The 19,361-nt window shown below is 69.2% G+C and carries 15 protein-coding genes; 6 read left to right on the top strand and 9 right to left on the bottom strand.

Going from position 1 to position 19,361, the window contains the following annotated elements:
• Nucleotides 1–501, bottom strand: coding sequence for a flavin reductase family protein (locus tag A176_RS09950; protein ID WP_044890881.1), 501 nt, complete (start codon nucleotides 499–501; stop codon nucleotides 1–3).
• 208 nt (nucleotides 502–709) lie between these two features.
• Between A176_RS09950 and A176_RS09945 the strand changes: the two genes are divergently transcribed.
• Entirely contained in the window at nucleotides 710–1,708 is a 999-nt protein-coding gene (locus tag A176_RS09945; protein ID WP_002639838.1) for a hypothetical protein, read from the top strand.
• A 71-nt stretch (nucleotides 1,709–1,779) separates the two neighbouring features.
• On the opposite strand, the gene A176_RS09940 is transcribed toward A176_RS09945, so the two are convergent.
• The 4 genes from A176_RS09940 to A176_RS09925 form a co-directional block, all read right to left on the bottom strand.
• On the bottom strand, nucleotides 1,780–4,041 hold the full coding sequence (locus tag A176_RS09940; RefSeq protein WP_002639837.1) for a xanthine dehydrogenase family protein molybdopterin-binding subunit: 2,262 nt from the start codon (nucleotides 4,039–4,041) through the stop codon (nucleotides 1,780–1,782).
• Between the two features lie 10 nt (nucleotides 4,042–4,051).
• Complete coding sequence (locus A176_RS09935) at nucleotides 4,052–4,513, bottom strand: (2Fe-2S)-binding protein (protein ID WP_002639836.1); 462 nt, start codon at nucleotides 4,511–4,513, stop codon at nucleotides 4,052–4,054.
• Nucleotides 4,510–5,142, bottom strand: a complete 633-nt coding sequence (locus A176_RS09930) for a hypothetical protein (RefSeq protein WP_021781555.1) — start codon at nucleotides 5,140–5,142, stop codon at nucleotides 4,510–4,512. Before A176_RS09930 ends, A176_RS09935 begins: the two co-directional genes overlap by 4 nt.
• A 97-nt stretch (nucleotides 5,143–5,239) precedes the next feature.
• Nucleotides 5,240–7,894: an ATP-dependent Clp protease ATP-binding subunit gene (locus tag A176_RS09925; RefSeq protein ID WP_002639834.1), complete on the bottom strand. Its 2,655-nt coding sequence runs from the start codon at nucleotides 7,892–7,894 to the stop codon at nucleotides 5,240–5,242.
• 165 nt (nucleotides 7,895–8,059) lie between these two features.
• Between A176_RS09925 and A176_RS09920 the strand changes: the two genes are divergently transcribed.
• From A176_RS09920 to A176_RS09910, 3 genes are all read left to right on the top strand, one after another.
• Nucleotides 8,060–8,494 (top strand): hypothetical protein, encoded by a 435-nt coding sequence (locus tag A176_RS09920; protein WP_002639833.1) that lies wholly within the window; start codon nucleotides 8,060–8,062, stop codon nucleotides 8,492–8,494.
• Nucleotides 8,495–8,567: 73 nt separating this feature from the next.
• Complete coding sequence (locus A176_RS09915) at nucleotides 8,568–9,134, top strand: hypothetical protein (RefSeq protein ID WP_002639832.1); 567 nt, start codon at nucleotides 8,568–8,570, stop codon at nucleotides 9,132–9,134.
• A gap of 150 nt (nucleotides 9,135–9,284) precedes the next feature.
• Nucleotides 9,285–10,748: an MDR family MFS transporter gene (locus tag A176_RS09910; protein ID WP_044890882.1), complete on the top strand. Its 1,464-nt coding sequence runs from the start codon at nucleotides 9,285–9,287 to the stop codon at nucleotides 10,746–10,748.
• A gap of 25 nt (nucleotides 10,749–10,773) precedes the next feature.
• Here the strand turns inward: A176_RS09910 and A176_RS09905 are convergent, their stop codons facing one another.
• The 3 genes from A176_RS09905 to A176_RS09895 all read right to left on the bottom strand — a co-directional run bounded on the left by A176_RS09905 (nucleotide 10,774) and on the right by A176_RS09895 (nucleotide 15,231).
• Nucleotides 10,774–12,243, bottom strand: a complete 1,470-nt coding sequence (locus A176_RS09905; protein ID WP_002639830.1) for a glycoside hydrolase family 6 protein — start codon at nucleotides 12,241–12,243, stop codon at nucleotides 10,774–10,776.
• 154 nt (nucleotides 12,244–12,397) lie between these two features.
• A complete protein-coding gene (locus tag A176_RS09900) occupies nucleotides 12,398–14,071 on the bottom strand; it encodes an amidase (protein ID WP_002639829.1) in 1,674 nt (557 codons plus the stop codon).
• 11 nt (nucleotides 14,072–14,082) lie between these two features.
• Nucleotides 14,083–15,231, bottom strand: a complete 1,149-nt coding sequence (locus A176_RS09895; protein WP_021781556.1) for a saccharopine dehydrogenase family protein — start codon at nucleotides 15,229–15,231, stop codon at nucleotides 14,083–14,085.
• Between the two features lie 99 nt (nucleotides 15,232–15,330).
• On the opposite strand from A176_RS09895, the gene A176_RS09890 reads away from it, so the two are divergent.
• Together A176_RS09890 and A176_RS09885 are read left to right on the top strand one after the other, a co-directional pair.
• Nucleotides 15,331–16,221, top strand: coding sequence for a LysR family transcriptional regulator (locus A176_RS09890; protein ID WP_021781557.1), 891 nt, complete (start codon nucleotides 15,331–15,333; stop codon nucleotides 16,219–16,221).
• Between the two features lie 8 nt (nucleotides 16,222–16,229).
• Nucleotides 16,230–18,182, top strand: coding sequence for a RecQ family ATP-dependent DNA helicase (locus tag A176_RS09885; protein WP_044890892.1), 1,953 nt, complete (start codon nucleotides 16,230–16,232; stop codon nucleotides 18,180–18,182).
• 6 nt (nucleotides 18,183–18,188) lie between these two features.
• On the opposite strand, the gene A176_RS09880 is transcribed toward A176_RS09885, so the two are convergent.
• On the bottom strand, nucleotides 18,189–19,145 hold the full coding sequence (locus A176_RS09880; protein WP_002639825.1) for a pirin family protein: 957 nt from the start codon (nucleotides 19,143–19,145) through the stop codon (nucleotides 18,189–18,191).
• Between the last annotated feature and the right edge of the window lie 216 nt (nucleotides 19,146–19,361).

The raw sequence follows: 19,361 nt of genomic DNA, 5'->3' as shown, positions 1-19,361 counted from the left end.
TCAGGCGCAATCGGTATCAGACGGAAGCAACGAGGTCACGGTTCGATATCCGCGCTCCCAATAAAGAAGGGGCTCTTGCGGACGTCCCTCATGAAGGCGTGTGACGCGGCCGACAATGAGCGTGTGGTCACCGTGACGATGGAGGCCATGCACCACGCAGGACAGCCCCATCAGACTGTCCCGCACGAAGGCGTCATCATCGAAGAGATGCGCATCCAGTTCGCCTCGGGCGCATTTCACGGAGATGGAACGTTGGGCGGAGGACAGGACGCTGAGCGTGAAGCCGCCCGCGGCCTCCACCCGCGTCAAGGTCCGCGAGGCCTGGGAGAGCGCCACCACCACCAACGGCGGCTCCAGGGAAAGTGAACTGAAGGAGCTCACCGTCGTCGCGCGCAGCCCTTCCGCGTCCCGGACCGCCACCACGGCCACGCCGCTGGCCCAACGGGCCATCGCATCCCGAAAGCCGCGGGCGTCCACACCGCCTGGAGTGCTCTGCATCATGCACCCTGGATACAGGCGCTCCGCCCACCTGTCATCACACCTGCCAATAGATTGGCGGGATGTTGCTGTGCTGACAGGGGCACAGAATACCCACCAACACTGAGTTTACATGAATTCAACGTAACTCCGTGGCATATGGGCGCCCACACCCAGAGTGGAGGCCCTCGCGAATGCGTCCGGCCTCCGCCACTCACACGAGGATGTCACGATGCGTCGGAGCTTGAAGGCAGCGTTGTTGTGGATGATGCCGGTGGGCCTGCTGAGCGCCTGCGGCGGAGCCCCCGAAGAAGCTGCTGCCGAGGACGTCGTCCGCGAGAGCGCGCAGTCCCTCGTGGCCGCGCCTCCCGTGCCGCCCAGCGGCAACATCGCGGACAGCCTGATGCGCATGGGCGACATCGCGGTGGGAAGCGCCCTGCAGGAGGGTGCGCCCACCGTGTCCAGCCACTACTACGGCTACCGCGTCCAGGTGCAGGCGGGCGCGCAGCTCAAGTTCGAGATCACCCACCTGGGCAGCTCCATGTACCTGGACACGGGCCTGTTCCTGTACGGTCCCAAGGACGCCAACGGCAGCTACGGCACCGCCGTGCTGGCCCAGGATGACGACGCCGGCTACGGCCAGCTCAGCAAGATTGGCCTGATGACCTTCCCCCACGGCGGCGAGTACCTGGCCGTCGTTGGCTTCGCGAACCCCGCGGGCAAGCAGTTCCGGCTGGCGGTGGATTGCATGGGCGGCACGTGTCTGTCCAACCCGCCGTCCGCGCCGGCGAACTACATCTCCGCGCTGGTGCAGAGCCCCATCACCGCGAACCTCCAGTCCGTGCTGGACGCGGGCAACTCCGTGCGCGAGGACGCCATCGGGTACCTGACGGCGTTCGACTTCGCGTGGCCCTACTCCGGGGAGACGACGTTGGACGCGGCGGCCGCCGCCATCCTGGCCCGGGGCCAGTACCGCGGCTACCGGAGCTACCCGACCCCGGAGACGCTGACCTACGCGGGCTTCGAATCCCTCATGTTCTCGATGTTCACCCCGCTGCACCCGGCCATCCTCGCCACCTACGGCAATGGCACGGAGAACGTTCAGGTGAAGCGCTACTACCGTGAGTTCTCCACGGGCCCCAACGGCGACAACAAGCGCTCCCTGTTCGTCATCCTCTTCCCGAGGTCGTTCAAGGTCGTCGTCTACGAGCAGACCTGGCACGAAATCTGACGCGCCACGCCGGTGCCCGCGACGTCAGGCGGGCACCGGAAGCGGGCCTCGAGACGAGGCCCCAGCACGGCTCAGACAGAGAAGGTGCGGGAGATGGGCAGCTCGCGGATGCGCGTCCCCGTCAGCGCGAAGACGGCGTTCGCGATGGCTGGCGCCACCGGCGGCACTCCCGGCTCACCCACGCCGCCGGACGGCAGCTCGCTGGGGACGATGTCCACGTGAATCTTCCGGGGCGCCTCGCCGATGCGGACCAGCTTGAGGTCGCGGAAGTTCGACTGCTCCGTCACGCCGCCCTTCATGGTGACGGCGCCGTGCAGCGCGATGCTCATGCCGAAGATGATGGAGCCCTCCATCTGCGAGCGCACGCGCTCCGGATTGAGGATGGTGCCGGCGTCCACCGTAATCCACGCCTCGTCGACGCGAATCCGGCCCTTGTCGTCCTTCACCACCGACGCCACCACGGCCACGTAGCTGAGGAAGCTGCGGTGCGCCGCGAGCCCGAGCGCCCGGCCATGCTGCTTCCGCGCGTCCCAACCGGCGTTCGCCGTGACGCGCTCGATGACGCCCCTCAGGCGCCCCGCGTCCACGGGGTGGTCCTCCACCGACGCGCCGTAGTTCCGGAGCGCGGAGATGCCCAACTCCTGGAGCGTGGCCACGCGCGGCGGCCCGAGCACCTCCAGGAGCATGTCGCGCGAGTCCGTGCCCCGCAGGTGCGCCAGCTCGTCCACGAACGAGTTCACCGAGAAGGCGTGGAAGATGTTGTAGACGGAGCGAAGCCAGCCAATGCGCACGTGGGGCGGCGCCTCGCAGGTCTCCGCGCGGACGTTGGGCACCGAGAGCGCCAGGTCGAGCACGCCCTGCTGGAGGTCCGACGGACTGGGCCGCGTCGCCTGGCCGAACGTGGAGGCGATGGGTGGGAACGCCGTGCGGTGCCGCCACGCGATGACCTTGCCCGAGGCATCCAGGCCCGCGGTGAGCTGCTGCGCGCTGACGGAGTGGTAGTAGTCGTGACGGACGTCGTCCTCGCGCGTCCACTGCACGCGCACCGGAACGCCGGTCTCCTTCGCGAGCCACACCACCTCGGCGATGAAGTCCGCCTTGGACTTGCGGCCGAAGCCGCCGCCCAGGAACGTCACGTTGACGGTGACCTTGTCCTCGGGGAGCCCGGACGTCGCCGCCGCCACGCTGCGCGCGGCCTGCGGATGCTGCGTGGGCGCCCACACCTCGCACAGGCCGTTCTCCACGCGGGCCAGGGCCACGGGCGGCTCCATGGGCACGTGGGACTGGTGTGGGACGTGGTACTCGGATTCGACGACGCGGGCCGCGGACGCCAGCGCCGCGTCGACGTCACCCACGTTGCGCGCCACCGTCCCGGGCGCGCGAATCGAAGCCGTCAACTGCTCGCGGTACGTGGTGGAGTCGTAGGAGGCGTTCGGGCCGTCATCCCACGTGATGTCCAACGCCTCGCGCCCGCGCATCGCCGCCCAGGTGTTGTCCGCGAGCACCGCGACACCGCCCCAGAACTGGAACGTGTAGGGCGGCTTCGGCGCGGGCAGCTCGAGGACCTTCTTCACGCCGGGGACGGCGAGCGCACGGGTGGCATCAAACCGAACGACCTTGCCGCCCACCACGGGGGGCCGCGCCACCACGGCGATGAGCATGCCCGGCAACCGGATGTCCGCGCCGAACACCGCGGTGCCCGTCACGTAGGCCGGGCCGTCCAGCAGCGGCATCGGCCGGCCCGCCATGCGCAGCTCGTTCTTGGGCCGCAGCTTGACGGTGGACTCCTTGGGAACGGCCCGCTTGGACGCGTCCGCCACCAGCGCCCCGAAGCCCAGCGAACGCTCGCTCCCCCGGAGGAAGACGGCGTGGTCCCGGGCCTCGCATGCGTCCGGCTTCACCTTCCAGCGGCGGGCGGCGGCGGCCACCAGCATCTCCCGCGCGGTGGCGCCCATGCGGCGGATGTCGTCATACACGCCGCGCACGCTGCTGGAGCCGTCCGTGTTCTGGTCGCCGTAGACCTTGTCGCCCACGGCCTGGACCACCTTCACGCGCGCCATGTCCGCGCCCATCTCGTCCGCGACGAGCACCGGCAGCGAGCTGCGAACGCCCTGCCCCATCTCCGACCGGGCGCAGACGATGGTGACCTCGCCATCCGGCGCCACGTGGACGAACACATTCGGGTTCAGCCCCGGAGCGGGCTTCGTGGAGGGAGCGCCCGCGGCCGCCACCGCGGCGCCGCCGGAGAAGACACCCAGCGCGAGCCCGCCCACCGACAGGTTCAGGCCCTCCAGGAACGAGCGCCGGCTAATCAACGAGAAGTGCTTCATCATGGCGTCCTCGTCACTCCTCGGACAGGCCCGCGACCTTCTTCACGGCCGCGCGGATCCGCGTATAGGTGCCGCAACGGCAGAGGTTGCCGGCGAGCGACTGGTCGATTTCCGCGTCCGACGGCTTCGGCTTCTTCGCCAGCAGCGCCGCCGCGCACATGATTTGCCCCGTCTGACAGAAGCCACACTGCGGCACGCCCAGGTCCACCCACGCGCGCTGGAGCGGGTGGTTGCCCTCCGGCGACAGCCCCTCGATGGTCGTCACGGAGTGACCCTCCGCGCGGCGGATGGGCGTCACACACGCGCGGACCGGCTGGCCGTCCAGGTGCACGGTGCAGGCGCCGCACAGCGCCTGGCCGCAGCCGTACTTCGTCCCGGTGAGCCCGAGCACGTCCCGCACCGCCCACAGCAGCGGCATCTCCGGGTCCACGTCCAGCTCCTGCTCCTCACCGTTGATGCGAACGCGAACCGTCACGGCCGTGCCTCCTCGCTCGGGCACTCCGAGCCCGTCTCCACCCAGGCCGCGACGATGGCGCCGAACTGCGCCTGCGTCCCCGGCGCGGGCTTCCGCCCCATTCCCGGGTTCCAGCCCCAGGCCACCAGTTCGTCATGGGCGTTGTGTTCAATCATCTGCGCGGGCGTCTTGCCGCCGTTGCGCTTCGTGTCCTTGAGCTGCTCGCACACCTCGCGCGGGCTCTTGCCCACCCACGCCATCTCCATGGGCGCGACATGCCACTTCGGCGCGCCGGGCACGCGGGCCAGGTCCTGGTTCTTGTCCTGGTGGCAGCTCGTGCACTCCATGCCCACCACGCCCTGGTCCTCGGGGCCCCGCACCACGGGCGGATAATGGAGCTGCCCGTCATCCCCCTGGAGCGGGCTTTCGCCCGAGGGGTGACAGTTCGCGCACCGCGGGTGGAAGAGGACGCGGCTGGCCTCCAGGAAGAGCGCCCGGGAGCGCTCCTTCCTGTCGGGGATGACCGCGAAGGCCTCGAGGGGCCGCAGTGCGTCGGGGGCAACCTCGGGCAGCGCCGGAACATGCGCCGCCGCGGCATCGGGCTCCCGCTTGCACCCTCCCGCCAGCAGGAGGACGGAGAGCGAGGCCATGACCGGAAGAGATGGCTGCATTCCCCCAAGGGTCCGGCATGTCACCACCGACTACAAGGTGAATGTGGGGCGGCCCCGAGCCCCCTCGCGCAACGGTTCAGTGAACGGCACTGGGCTCCGCCTGCGCCTCTTCCGACTCGGGCGCCTGCGCCTCCTCGAAACGGAATTTTCCATCCTTGAAGTCCGCGCGGACCCGGCTGTTCTCGCGGATGGAACCGGAGATGAGGGACTCCGCGAGCGGCGCTTCGATGGCGCGCTGGATTTCACGCCGCAGCGGGCGGGCACCGAAGGTGGGGTCCCATCCCTTGTCCACCAACGCCTCCAGGGCCGCGGGCGTCATCTCCAAGTCGATGCCCTGCCCATGCAGCAGGCGGCGCGTCTTCTCCAGCATCAACTCCACGATGGCGCGCAACTGTGCGCGGTTGAGCGGCTCGAAGACGACCGTCTCGTCGATGCGGTTGAGGAACTCCGGCGGGAAGTGCCCCTTGAGCACGCCCATGACGCGCTCGCGCATCCGCTCCTGGGGCTCCTTGCGCGCGGTGGACTCCTGGATGAGGTGCGAGCCCAGGTTGCTGGTGCAGATGATGACGGTGTTCTTGAAGTTCACCACCGTGCCCTGCGAGTCCGTGAGGCGTCCGTCATCCAGCACCTGGAGCAGCATGTGGAACACGTCGGGGTGCGCCTTCTCCACCTCGTCGAACAAGAGCACGCAGTAGGGCCGCCGGCGGACGGCCTCCGTGAGCTGCCCGCCCTCCTCGTAGCCGACATAACCCGGCGGCGCGCCCACCAGCCGACTCACGGTATGCTTTTCCATGTACTCACTCATGTCGAAGCGGATGAGCGCCTTCTCGTCGCCGAAGAGCAGCTCCGCCAGCGTCTTCGCCAGCTCCGTCTTGCCCACGCCGGTGGGGCCCAGGAAGAGGAAGGAGCCAATGGGCCGCGCCTCATCCTTGAGCCCCGCCCTCGCCCGCCGGATGGACTGTGACAGCACGCGGATGGCCTCGTCCTGGCCAATGACACGCTCGTGCAGGCGGGACTCCAGCTCCAGCAGCTTCTTGCGCTCGTCCTCCGTCATCTGCGTCACGGGGATGCCCGTCATGCGGGACAGCACCTCCGCCACGTCCTCGGCGCGGACCTCGGGCGTCTCACTCGACTTCTGGGTGCGGCGCTCCTTCTGCGCGCTCTGCACCTCCCGCTCCGCGTCGCGCAGCTTGGACTCCAGCTCCTGGATGCGGGGCTTCGCCTTGCGGTCCCGGGCCTCGTCGAGCGCGCGCTTCACCTTCACCACCTCGTGCTCGGCGTTCACCAGCCGCTCGGGAGGCAACGTGAGGCGCAGCCGCACCCGGGCGGCGGCCTGGTCCACCAAATCGATGGCCTTGTCGGGCAGGAAGCGGCCGGTGACGTAGCGGTCCGACAACTCCACCGCCGCGACGAGCGCGTCGTCCGCGATGCGCACGCGGTGGTGCGACTCGTACCGGTCCTTGAGGCCTCGGAGAATCTCGATGGCCTGCTCGGCCGTCGGTTCGGGGACGACCACGGGCTGGAAGCGGCGCTCCAACGCGGCGTCCTTCTCGATGCGCTTGCGGTACTCGTCCAGCGTGGTGGCCCCAATGACGTGCAGCTCGCCCCGGGCCAGGGACGGCTTGAGCATGTTGCCCGCGTCCATGGCGCCCTCCGCCGCGCCCGCGCCGACGATGGTGTGAATCTCGTCGATGAAGAGGACGATTTCCTCGCTGTGGGCCTTCACCTCGTCCATGACCTTCTTCAGGCGCTCCTCGAACTCGCCGCGGTACTTGCTGCCCGCGAGCAGGCCGGAGAGGTCCAATTGCAGGACGCGCTTGTCGCGCAGCGTGTCCGGGACGGCGGCGGAGATGATGCGTTGGGCGATGCCCTCCACGATGGCCGTCTTGCCCACGCCCGGCTCGCCGATGAGCACCGGGTTGTTCTTCGTCCGGCGGGAGAGGATTTCGAGCGTGGTCTCGATTTCGTTGGCGCGCCCCACCACCGGGTCCAGCTTTCCCTCCGAGGCCATGCGCGTGAGGTCACGGCAGTACTCGTCCAACGTGGGCGTGGGCGAGCGGCGCGACTCGGACGACGGCGCCAGCGCCTCCGCCACGGCCGCGCGGGCCTTGCCGTGCTGCGCCCCCTGCTCCCGCAGAATTTCCGACGCCAGCCCCTCGCCTTCCTGGAGCAGGCCCAGCAGCACGTGCTCGGGTCCCACGTAGGAGTGGCCCAGCTCGTAGGCCTCCTGATACGCCAGCTCCAGCGCCCGCTTGGCATGCGGAGAGAGCTCCGGGCGCTCCATGGGCCGCTTGCCCCGGCGCATCTCGGACTCGGCGCGCTCGGCGACGCGCGCGGGGTCCAGCTTCATCCGGGCGAGCGCCGTGCGGCCCAACGGGTCCTTCGCGAGCGCCACGAGCAGATGCTCCGTGTCGATGGAAGCCGCCCCCGCGTTGCGCGCCGCCTCGAAGGCGCCCTCCAGAACGCGCCGCGTCTCGTCGGAGAAGGCCTCCGTGATGTCGTAGCGCTCCACCGGCTGTTGAATGGCCTGGGACAGGCCGCCGAGGTCCTCGCCGCCGAAATCACTGAAGAACTGGTCGAAGAGCGAGGTCCCCAGGCCCATGCGCCCGAAGCGGGAGCGCTGACTGCTGCAGACGTCACAGAGGGATTCGGTGGTGCGCCGGTTCCCGACGACGCGGGTGACCCGGGTGGTCGCCGGGCGCTGGTGACAGAGGTCGCAGACAGTGGCCATGGCTTTCGGTCCCCGCGGATGACAGTGGTGTGTCAACGCTAGGAATGACCGGGCCCCGGAACCTCCGGCCCAGGGCCGGGCCAGGCGTCCAGGGTGGCCCCCCGTTGCAGGGGACGCTAACGTGCCGAAAGAGTCGTTCTTTCAACGTCCTCCGGGAGTCCTCACATGTCCGAGCAGAAGCCCCGCCTGAAGCGCCCCGTGGAGAATGTCCGCGCCGAGCTGCTGGCGGATCCAGACACCCAGCGCATCGCCAAGTCGCTGGACATGGAGCTGGAGGCCTACGTCGAGCTGGTGCTGGACTACGCGCAGAACCCGGACAAGGAGCCGACGCTCATCGTCGCCCCGGACGAGGAGCTGCGCGCCGCGGGCTACAACCCGCCGTCCACCCAGGACGTCGCCAACTTCTTCATCGCCGCCGCCAATGGGGAGCTGGGCATCGGGCCGCCCAAGTCCTACTACACGGGCTTCGAGGCCGCCCAGGACGCCTCCAACAAGCCGTCCCTGCGAGGCGACGAAGGTCAAGAACAGGTCACGGTGGACGAAGAGACGAGCCAAAAGCTGCGGAAACACGTGCCCAAGGGCGGCGGAGAACGCGCCTAGGCGGTTTTGACGCAACTTTCCCGAGCGGTCCCCGACAATCCGTACATTCACCCCCCTTTAAGAGGTTCTTCACATGTCCGTTGGCGGCGCAGGTGGTTCGAACGGTAGCCGTGGCTCGAGTGGCGCCAGCAGCGCGGGCCGTAGCTCCGCCGCGGGTGCGGCGAGCGCCGCGGGCAAGGCCGCGAGCGGTCTGGCCGGCGCGCTGGGCGGCATCGGCAAGGCGCTGGGCGGCATCGGCAAGGCCGTGGGCGGCCTGGCGAACGCCGTCGGTGGCATCGCCGGCAAGATTGGCAGCGCGCTGAGCCAGGTGTCGGGCCTCGTCGACAAGGCGATGAGCGCCATCACCGGCCCCCTCAAGGGCATGATTGGCGGCCTGCTGGACAAGATGCCCTTCGGCATCGGCCAGCTCGCGAAGCCCTTCGCCGACAAGTTCATCGACAACGGTCTGGCCATGGTCGCCGGTGGCCCGCTGGCCGGCGTCGCCTCCATGTTCGGCAAGGCCGGCACCGTGGGCAAGCTGGCGGACATGGTGGACACCGTCCGCACCGGCGCGAAGACGGTCGGCGACATCGCCGAGGGCCGCTTCAACGCCCAGCAGATGGCGGCTTTCGCCCAGGCGCAGTTGATGCGCGGCCTGTAATCCAGCTTCCGCTGCAAGCCCCCCAGGGCCAGCCTCCGGAATTCCGGGAGCTGGCCCTTCGTACGTCTGGCGTCCGTGCTTGACGCCGCTTGTCTCTGGCGACCTCGGCTCGCAGCCGTTAAGGAGGCCCTCTCCCGCGCTGGCCCCTTCATGCGAACCACCCATCGACCCCTGACCACCCTGGCCCTGGCCCTGAGCCTCTTCATGGCCGCCTTGGAGGCGACTGTCGTCTCCACCGCCATGCCCACGGTGGTGGGCGAGCTGGGTGGCATCCAGCACTACGCGTGGGTCTTCACCGCGTACATGCTGTCGTCCACCATCACCGTGCCCATCTACGGGAAGCTGGCGGACCTGTACGGCCGCAAGCCGGTGCTCCTGTTCGGCATCGCCCTGTTCCTGGTGGGCTCCATCGCCAGCGGCATGTCCACGTCCATGGCCATGCTGATCGCCTTCCGGACGCTCCAGGGCCTGGGCGCGGGCGCCATGCAGCCGGTGGCGCTCACCATCATCGGGGACCTCTACACGCTGGAGGAGCGCGCGAAGGTCCAGGGCGCGTTCAGCGCGGTGTGGGGACTGGCGGGCCTGATTGGCCCCATCACCGGCGGCTTCATCGTGAAGTACCTCACGTGGCACTGGGTCTTCTTCATCAACGTCCCGGTGGGCGTGGGCTGCGTCATCCTGCTGCTCAGCCACTTCCACGAGCGCGTGGAGCGCAAACCCCAGCAACTGGACTACGCCGGCGCCGCGCTGCTCACCGGGTGGGTGGTGGCGCTGCTCGTCGGGGTGCAGGGCGTGGGAATGAATCTGTGGGGGCTGCCCGTGGCGGCCGTGCTGCTGGCGGCGTTCGTCGCCGTGGAGCGCAAGGCGCCCGACCCCATCATCCCCATGTCCATCTTCAAGGTGCCCGCCATCGTCATCTCGTCCATCGCGGGAGCGCTCTTCTCCGCGGCGATGTTCGGCGCCACCACCTACGTCCCGCTGTTCGTCCAGGCCGTCCTGGGCGGCACGCCGACCGAGGCCGGCGGGATGATCACCCCCATGATTGTCGGTTGGCCGCTGGCGGCCGTGGTGGCCGGCAAGCTGCTGCTCAAGACGGGCTTCCGTCCGCTCATCGTGGGCGGGCTGGGGTTGACCGTCGTGGGCACCTCGCTGATGGCGCTGCTGCTGGGCCCCCAGGCGCCGAAGCTGGTGCCCGAGGTGGCCATGGGCCTGTTCGGCGTCGGCATGGGCTTCGCCTCCACCGCGCTGCTCATCGCCGTGCAGACGAGCGTGGGCTGGGAGCTGCGCGGCGTGGCCACGGCCAGCAACATGTTCTTCCGCACCATCGGCGGCGCCATTGGCGTGGGGCTGATGGGCGGCGTCATGGTGTCGCAGCTCCTCAAGGACCCGACGGTGCCCATCTCCGCGGCCAATGCCTTGATGAGCCCCGACCATGGACAGGGCCTGCCCGCGGAGCTGGTGGCGAAACTGAGCGGCGCGCTGGGCACCGGCCTGAGCATCAACTTCTGGCTGATGTGCGCCTTCACGGTGGCCGCCTTCGCGGCGGGGCTGTTCTTCCCGAAGGTGGCCCGCACCAAGACGGTTTCAGCCAGCGACGTGGCGGCGCCGCACTGACGTCGTGCGGCGCCGGGCCCTTTGACTACAGGCCGTCGATCATCCGCAGCGCCACGTCCGGCATGAACGTCCCGGCGGGCGAGTTGGGCCCGACGCCACACTGGCCATCCGAGTCCCCGGGGACCTTGATCCACAAGGTCATCTCCGCGCCGCCGACGCCCACCTGGTTCGTGGTCCCAATCCGCCGGCCCGCGGGGTTGCACCACTCACCGTTGGAGCCGTTGCCGTTGCGGCTGGTGTCCACGACGAAGGGCTTGGTGTAGCCGTAGCGGCTGCTCAGCGAGGCATTCACGTTGCCGGCGTACGAGGCCGACTGCGCGGTGGTGTAGAAGTTCGACACGTTGAGGGCGAAGCCCCGCACGTTGCGCACGCCCATGTTCTCCAGTCGCTGGGCCATGGTGTCCGCGTTGATCCACAGCGCGTTCCCCGCGTCCAGGTACGCCCAGGTGTTGGGCGCGCGGTCCCGGAACTGCTCCGTCGCGTAGCGAATCAGGCTGATGCGCGTCTGCCGCTCGGCGTCGTTGGCCAGGCAGTCGAGCTGGGCGACGGCGTCCGGCTCGATGATGACGACGGCGGGACGGTTGCCAATGGCCGAGGCGAACGCGGAGATCCACGTGCGATAGGCGTCCGGCGTTCCGGCGCCGCCCCCCGAGTGACTGCCGCAGTCCCGGCCGGGGATGTTGTACGCCACCAGCACGGGCAGCTTGTCCGCGGCGTCCGCGGCGGCGACGAAGCTGGACACCGCCGTGGTGATGTTGCCGCTCCACGCGGCGAACCAACGGGCCGTCATGTTGTTCGCGATGGAGGCCTGGATGCGCGCCGCGCGCGAGTCCCCGCTGTTGGCGCGGACCCAGTTGGCGGGGTTCGAGTTCGGGTCGATGTAGAAGCCGCTCGTCATCGCCAGGGGACCGCCACCCCCGCTGCCATTCTCCGTGGTGAGCGAGACGTCATCGAGGAACGCGCTGAGGCTCGCCGGGCGGCCGCCGAACTGGAAGGTCACCTGCCCCGCCTGCGTGGCCAGCGACGACGTGAAGGGGAACGTGAAGCGCCGCGACGTTCCATCGAACGTCACCTGCCGGTCGAACACGGCGGTGTACGGGGCGCTCTCCAGTTGCACCGTCACGCGCACCGTCGTGCTCACCGACGCGGACGCGGTGAAGGCCAGCGTGTACGCCCGGCCACTCACCAGGGGGATGCCGCTCTGACCAATCAAGGCATCCCAGGGGTTGGCCGTCCCTCCGCCAACGTCCACGCGCAGACGGCCATTCTCCACGCGCGACTGCGTGTTGGCGCCGCTCCACCACGGCGTGACGGTTCCACTGTTGAAGTTGCCGTTGGAGACCAGCTCCGTGAGCGCGGCGGTGCTGACGCCTGTGGACTCGTCGGAGTCCACCGGGGCGGCCGGCTCGGAGGGACCACAGGCGCTCACGAGCGCGGCGGCCAACAGCAGGGAAAGACGACGGGACGGCGAACTGGCGATGTCACGAAGTTGCACGAGGCCATTCCTCCCGCCCGCGTGCGGACGCCAGGGAGCGGCGTCCGAGGTGACGCGGGCTGTGTCGAGTGCGTGGCCCGTGGGATGGCACCGCGAGCCCGCGGTGCCACATTTACACGTTTTACTTCTTTTCCAAGTCTCTACCGCGTCGTGTTCAGCGAAGTGCGCGCAGATGAACAGGTGGGACCCGGTGCTCGGAGGCCCGCTCCACCACGCGCCCCAGCCGCAGCAGCAGGTGCTCCTCGTAGGGTCTTCCGGTGAGCTGAACCCCCACGGGGAGGCCCTCTTCGTCGAACCCGGCCGGCACCGACAGGGACGGGAAGCCCGTCAGGTTGGCCAGGCGGACGAAGCGCATGAGGGCATCGACCACGGGGAGGTTCGACTCACCATCGGGCAGCGCCGCCTCCGGAATCACGGGCGCGGTGGAGGCCGTCGTGGGCGTCACGAACACATCCACGTCCGCCATCTGCGCGAGCACCTCGCGCGTCAGCCGATGCCGGTGCCGCAAGGCATGCACCAGGTCCGTGGCCCGGAAGTGCCTGCCGATGGCGAGGTTGGTGCGCGTGTCGAGCCCGAAGTCCGACAGGTGCTCCTTCATGGACGGGCCCATCGACTCGGACATCTCGCTCAGGATGATGCAGCTATGGGTCCACAGCACCGCGTTGAGGTCGGGCGGAGGAACCTCCACCACACGCGCCCCCGCGGCCGTCAATGCCGCCACGGCCTCCTTGCAGCGGGCCACGACGTCGGCATCTGCGTCCTCGAAGTAGTCCCAGCAGATGCCCAGCCGAACACCGCTCAGGGCGCCGTCCTCGTAGCCAGACAGATGATGCGGCGACTGCCCCTGCGAGACGAGGTCATGTCCATCCGGCCCCGCGAGCAGCGCATACGCGGCGGCGACGTCGTCGACGGTGAGCCCCATGGGCCCCACGTGGCCCACGTTCCAGCACAGCGGCGGCACGCCCGTCTCCGGAATGCGCCCCCACGTCGCCTTGAGGCCCACGATACCGCACAAGGCGGCGGGGATGCGGATGGAGCCGCCACCATCCGCGCCAATGCTCACGGGGCACAGGCCCGCCGCCACCGCCGCGGCGGAGGCGCTGGAGCTGCCACCGGTGATGCGGCCCGTATCCCAGGGGTTGCGAGCGGCCCCATGGTGGGGATTCAACCCGATGGGGTTGATGCCAATCTCGTTCATGTTGGCCTTGCCGAGGATGATGGCGCCCGCGGCCTTGAGCCGCGCCGCCACCGTCGAGTCCGCGGTGGCCACCTGCGTGCGGAACCGCGTGCCCAGCGTCGTGGGGAACCCGGCCAGGTCGACCTCGTCCTTCAGGACGACGGGGACGCCGTCGAGCACGCTCAAGGGACGGCCGGCGCGCAGACGCTCCGTGGAGGCCTCGGCGGCGCGGTGCACTTCATCGGGCTTGCGCGCGATGAAGAGGCCCAGGCGCGTCTTCCCGCTGTCCAGCCGCGAGATGGCGTCATGAATCCGGCCCACCACGGAGACCGGATCCGCTGAGCCTTCGCGGTACGCGCGAGCATAGGCGGCGACGCTCTCGCGCTCCGGCGGACCGGAAGCGGACGCAATGGCCCGCGCGGCCTGCTCGGTGGGCGTCTGCGACTCCGTGGCGGCCGAGCCCGGGGGCAAGGGGAACTGGAGCGGCGGCGCGTCCCCCGCGGAGAGTTCACGCCAGCGATCGATGCCGCTGTCGCGGGTCAGCTTGTCCAGCATCACGGACCCGACGCCGCTCTCGAGCGACTTCACGAAGGCCTTGAGCGCCATGCCCGACACGCGGGGCGCCTTCACCGGGTTGCGTTGGTAGGTCATGACGCCACAGCCTATCCCCGCGCCGCGAGCACCGCATGCGGGATGACAGCTTCGGTGACCGCCCCCGTGGGGCTCGTCTCATACCGCGCGTCCGGCACGGCCTCGACGACGCGCCGGACGAGGGCCTCGGGCTGTTCGACGAACTGGTCCAGGTGAAGCACACCACCGGGCCGTCGGCCTGTGAGCAGCTCGCGAGCCACCTCCGCGGCGACCCGGCCCGTCGCCTCCGCTTCCCGGTGGCCTTGCACCGCGGCCCACCGGACGGCGGGCACGCCCGCGACCTGTCCCTCGGCCCGCGCCATCACCGCGAACGCATCCGAGCCCGCGTGAACACGCTGCGAGAGCCAGGTCAGCGCACGACGAACCCAGGCCCGGTGCAGCAGGCGCCCCAGGCCGGCTTTCACGGCGAACGCGGCCACCCCGCCCAGCCACGAAGGGTCGAAGCGAAGCCACGTGGAAACGGTGGGCACGGACAAGGTCCGCGCCGCGGCGCGCTGGTCCGGGAAGTTGAATCGCCACGCAGGCCGCGCCTGGCGCTCCCCAGGGAACTGGACATCCGTGGTCTCACGAAAGCTGTGAACCCGCTGGAGCACACCGTCCCGGTAGACGTCGAACGGAGCGGCCAGGTTCTCCAGTGTCCATTCAATGGCCGCCGCGCCGTGGACATCCCCCGCCCCCAACAGGACGAAGAGGTCCAGGCGCTGCGTCGCATCGAGCCTGGACACGGCCTGCGCGGCCAGAAGCTGGGTGAGTCCCGGCGCGATGCCGACACTGACGACAGCGGTGCTCCCGGCCTCACGGGCGAGCGGCCCCAGGCGCTCGAAAGCCGCCAGCGAGTCACCGTTGGCCGTCACGTCCACGTAGTCGATGCCCGCCCGCAGACACTGCTCGACGAAAAACGTGGTCCGCTGGTCCAGGCACATCACCACCAGCGCCGCGCCTTCGAGGCGGGAGAGGGCCGTGGGCGACGTGATGTCCAGCGCGAGCCCTCGAGCGCCCTCGCCCGTTCGTCTCGCGAGGGCTTCCGCGCGAGCGGCGCTCCGTCCCGCCACCACGACGCGGCCCGGGAACGCGGGCGCCAGGACGCGCACCACCTCCCTTCCGACCTGCCCATAACCCCCAACGACGATGATGTCCCCGCTCCGCCCCTCAGCACTCATCCTCGAACCTCTCCGTGACGATTCCCGAACGGTTCTGTCGCGCGTCGAGGTGGAATGCGAATGAGGTCCGTGAACATCATCTGTGCGGGCCACGCATCAATGCACTCCCTCTCGAACATCGAAGCCTTCGTCCGCGCCGTGGAACACGGTGACTTCACGCGTGCGGCCCGAAAGCTCCAGGTCACCGCCTCCGCCGTGAGTCGGCGCATCGCCCGGCTGGAGGACGAGCTGGGCGTCGTGCTCTTCCAACGAACCACCCGCACGCTGCGCCTCACCGAGGACGGCCGCGCGTTCTACGAGCGCTGCCAGCGCATCCTCGGAGAACTGCAGGACGCGAAGGAGTCCCTTTCCCACGCCCGGCACCGCCCGGTGGGCGTGCTCCGCGTCGACGCGACGCAAGTCATGGGGCAGCTCGTGCTCATGCCCGCGCTCCCCCGCTTCCTGGCGGCCCATCCGGGATTGGAAGTCCAACTGACGCTCCGAGACCATGTCGTGGACCCCGTCGCCGAAGGCGTTGACGTGCTGCTCCGCCTGGGCGCGATGCAGGACTCGCGATTGGTGGCGCGGAAGCTGGGCGTCACGCGGCTGATGGCCTGTGCCGCCCCCGCGTACCTGCGACGCCACGGCCGCCCCGCGACACCCGAGGACCTGTCCCGGCACAACTGCCTGGGCTTCCTCCGCGACGGAGCGCTGGCCCCCTGGGTGATGCAATCGCGAGGAACGGAAGCGCCGGTGCACTTCGAGCCAAGAGGCACGTTCCACACGAATCATGGCGCCACCCTGCTCGACGCGGCCGTGTTGGGCGTGGGAATCACCTGGCTCTTCGACTTCATGGTGGCGAGGCACCTTGAGTCCGGTGCGCTCGTGCCCGTGCTCGAGGAGCACCTAGGCGAGGAGTGCGCCATCCATGCCGTGTACCCGCGCGGCAAGCACCTGCCCTCGCGCGTTCGCGTGTTCTTGGACTTCGTGGTTACGCTCTTCGCCAGGTGAACACCTTCATGCAACGGAACGAGAACGCCCCCAGCCGCCCGCTCGACACGGTGCTCCGCGAACGCTTCGGACTGACCGGCTTCCGGCCGGGCCAACGCGAAGTCATCGACGCATTGCTGGGGCCGGGGGCCGCTGCGCTCGCCGTGTTCCCAACAGGCGGCGGAAAATCCCTGTGCTACCAACTCCCCGCGCTGATGCTGGACGGCATCACCGTCGTCGTCTCGCCGCTGATTGCGTTGATGAAAGACCAGATTGACGCGCTGGAACGGCAAGGCATCCGGGCCGCGAAGCTGGACTCGTCCCAGTCCCTGGACGACGCACGCGAGGTGACGCAGGCGCTGCGCGACGGTGCCATCAAGCTGCTGTACGTCGCGCCCGAGCGATTCAACAACGAGCGCTTCCTGTCCCTGCTCCGGGAACTGCGCATCGCGCTGTTCGCCGTGGATGAAGCGCATTGTGTCTCCGAATGGGGACACAACTTCCGACCGGACTACCTCAAGCTGGCGAAGGCGGCGCGGGACGTTTCAGCCGAGCGGCTGCTCGCGCTCACCGCCACGGCGACACCTTCCGTGGTCCGGGACATCTGCCAGGGCTTCGGCATCCCCGAGTCCAACGCGGTCATCACCGGCTTCTACCGTCAGAACCTCACCCTGGAGACCACGCCGGTCGAAGCGGAGGACCGGGATGCACTGCTGCTCGAGCGGCTGAACACGCGTCCGCCTGGGCCCACCATCATCTACGTCACCCTGCAGAAGACCGCCGAGCGCGTCGCGACGTTTCTCGCCGCCAAGGGCCTTCCCGCCCAGGCCTACCACGCGGGCCTGGAGAGCGAGGTCCGGGAGCAGGTGCAGGAACGGTGGATGACGTCCGGCAACGGCATCGTCGTGGCCACCATCGCGTTTGGGATGGGCATCGACAAAGCGAATGTCCGGGCCGTGTATCACTACAACCTGCCGAAGGGACTGGAGAGCTACAGCCAGGAAATCGGCCGGGCAGGACGGGATGGCGCACCGTCCGTGGTGGAGCTGTTCGCCTGTCCCGACGACGTGCCCACCTTGGAGAACTTCGCGCACGGCGACACACCGACCGCCGAGGCAATCCAGGGGCTCGTCACGGAGCTGCTCGACATGGGCCCCGAGCTGAGCCTCAACCTGTACGCCTTGTCCACCCAGCATGACGTGCGGCAACTCGTGCTGCGCACGGCGCTGACGTACCTGGAGCTCGAAGGCGTCCTCCGGCAGGGCACGCCGTACTTCGTGGGATACAAGGTGCAGCCGCTCGTTACCCTCGAGGAACTCGTGGGCCGCTTCAAGGGGGAACGCGCGAAGTTCCTGCGTGACGTCTTCGCGGCCGCGAAGAAGGGGCGCACCTGGTACACGCTCGAACCCACGGTGGTCGCGGAGTCGCTCCAGCAGCCGCGCGAACGCGTGGTGAAGGCGCTCGAGTACCTCCAGGAACAGGGGCTCGTGCTGACGCAAGTCACCGAGCCCCGTCAGCACTACACGCGGCTGCATTCCGACAAGGGCGCCGACGCGCTCTCAACACTCCTCGTGCGCCGGTTCCAACAACGTGAAGCCCAGGAGGTCGCGCGCGTTCAGGCCGTGCTGAAGCTCGTCACGCATACGGGTTGCCAGAGCAATGCCCTGGTGTCGCACTTTGGCCAGTGGCGCGAAGCGCCGTGTGGACACTGCACGTTCTGCCGCACGGGCGAAGCACAGGTCCTCCCCGCCACCCGGCCGAGGCCCTCGCTGCCCGCGAAGCTGGACGTGGCCGCCTTCCGGGCGTTGGTGGCGCGGCATCCCGAGGCCCTGAGCCACCCGCGTCAGTCCGCGCGCTTCCTCTGCGGGTTGAGCAGCCCCGCCCTCACCCGGGCGAAGCTCGGAGGCCACGCGCTGTTCGGGGCGCTCGACGCCTGGCCCTTCGCCGAGGTGCTCGGCTTCTGCCGTCAAACGATGACGTGAGCCCGCTCAGCCCCGGTCGAGCACACCCGCGCGGTAGTCATCGAACGCCTGTTGAATCTCTTCACGGGTGTTCATGACGAAGGGGCCGTATTGGACGATGGGCTCTCGCAAGGGCCTCGCCGCGGCGATGAGCAGCGCACTCCGCCGGTTCTTCGCGCGAACGCGAAGCCGACGGCCTGGACCGAGCAGCGCGAGCGAGTTTTCACGAACGGCCCTGGCCGAACTCTCGGGCCCCAGGTCGACCTCTCCGGCGGACACGAAGGCGAAGGCCGTGTGGTCCATGGGAAGCTCGATTTCGAAGGGCCGGTCGTCCTCGAGCGCCAGGGTCAGCAGGAGCGGCTGCGTAGGCCGCTCTCGGACAGGCCCTTGCAGCCCGTTCATCTGGCCCGCGATGACGCGAGCGCGGCTGCCGGAGGGGCTGAGCCGCTCCTCCGCGAGCTGTTCGGGAGCATGGTCCTGGTAGGCGGGCGGACACATCTTCTCCGCGGCGGGGAGGTTGAGCCAGAGCTGGAAGCCGGACATGAGGCCGTGGACCTGCTCGGGCATCTCCGAGTGGATGAGGCCCCGCCCCGCGGTCATCCACTGCGAGCCGCCCCCGGCGATGAGCCCGCTGTTGCCTCGGCTGTCCCGGTGGCGCATCCGTCCGTCGAGCATGACGGTGACCGTCTCGAAGCCCCGGTGCGGGTGGTTCGGAAACCCGTTGATGTAGGCCCCCGGATCATCCGAGTGGAACCGGTCCAGCATCAGGAACGGGTCGAGGTTCCGCAGCGCGGGTTGCCCGATGACACGCGTCAGGCTCACGCCCGCGCCATCCGTCGCCGGAATGCCCTCGAGGGTCTGCGTCACCGCGCGCTGCGACTTCAGGATGACCGCCGGGGACTCCGAGCGCCGACACCCAAGGGCCGAGGCGGCCACGAGAAGACCGGACTGGACGAGGAAGCTGCGGCGCGAGCTGAAGGTCATGAACCCTTCCTGAAACCGGGTGTACCGCCCCCAAGCCTCCACCGGGACGCGCCCGGAGTCCATGCACGGTCAGCACATCTCGGACTCAGTCCGGGACATGGAGGGACAGTGTCCCCATCTACACCCGCCTCCCTTGGCTTCCGCGACCTCGGCCGCTGCGGCGCGGCGTCATCCAGCCGCAAGAGAGGTTCCCATGTCCATCAAGCCCAGGCCTCC

The organism is Myxococcus hansupus, from assembly GCF_000280925.3.
GTDB lineage: Bacteria > Myxococcota > Myxococcia > Myxococcales > Myxococcaceae > Myxococcus > Myxococcus hansupus.
This window is presented reverse-complemented; position numbering and strand designations above follow the sequence as displayed.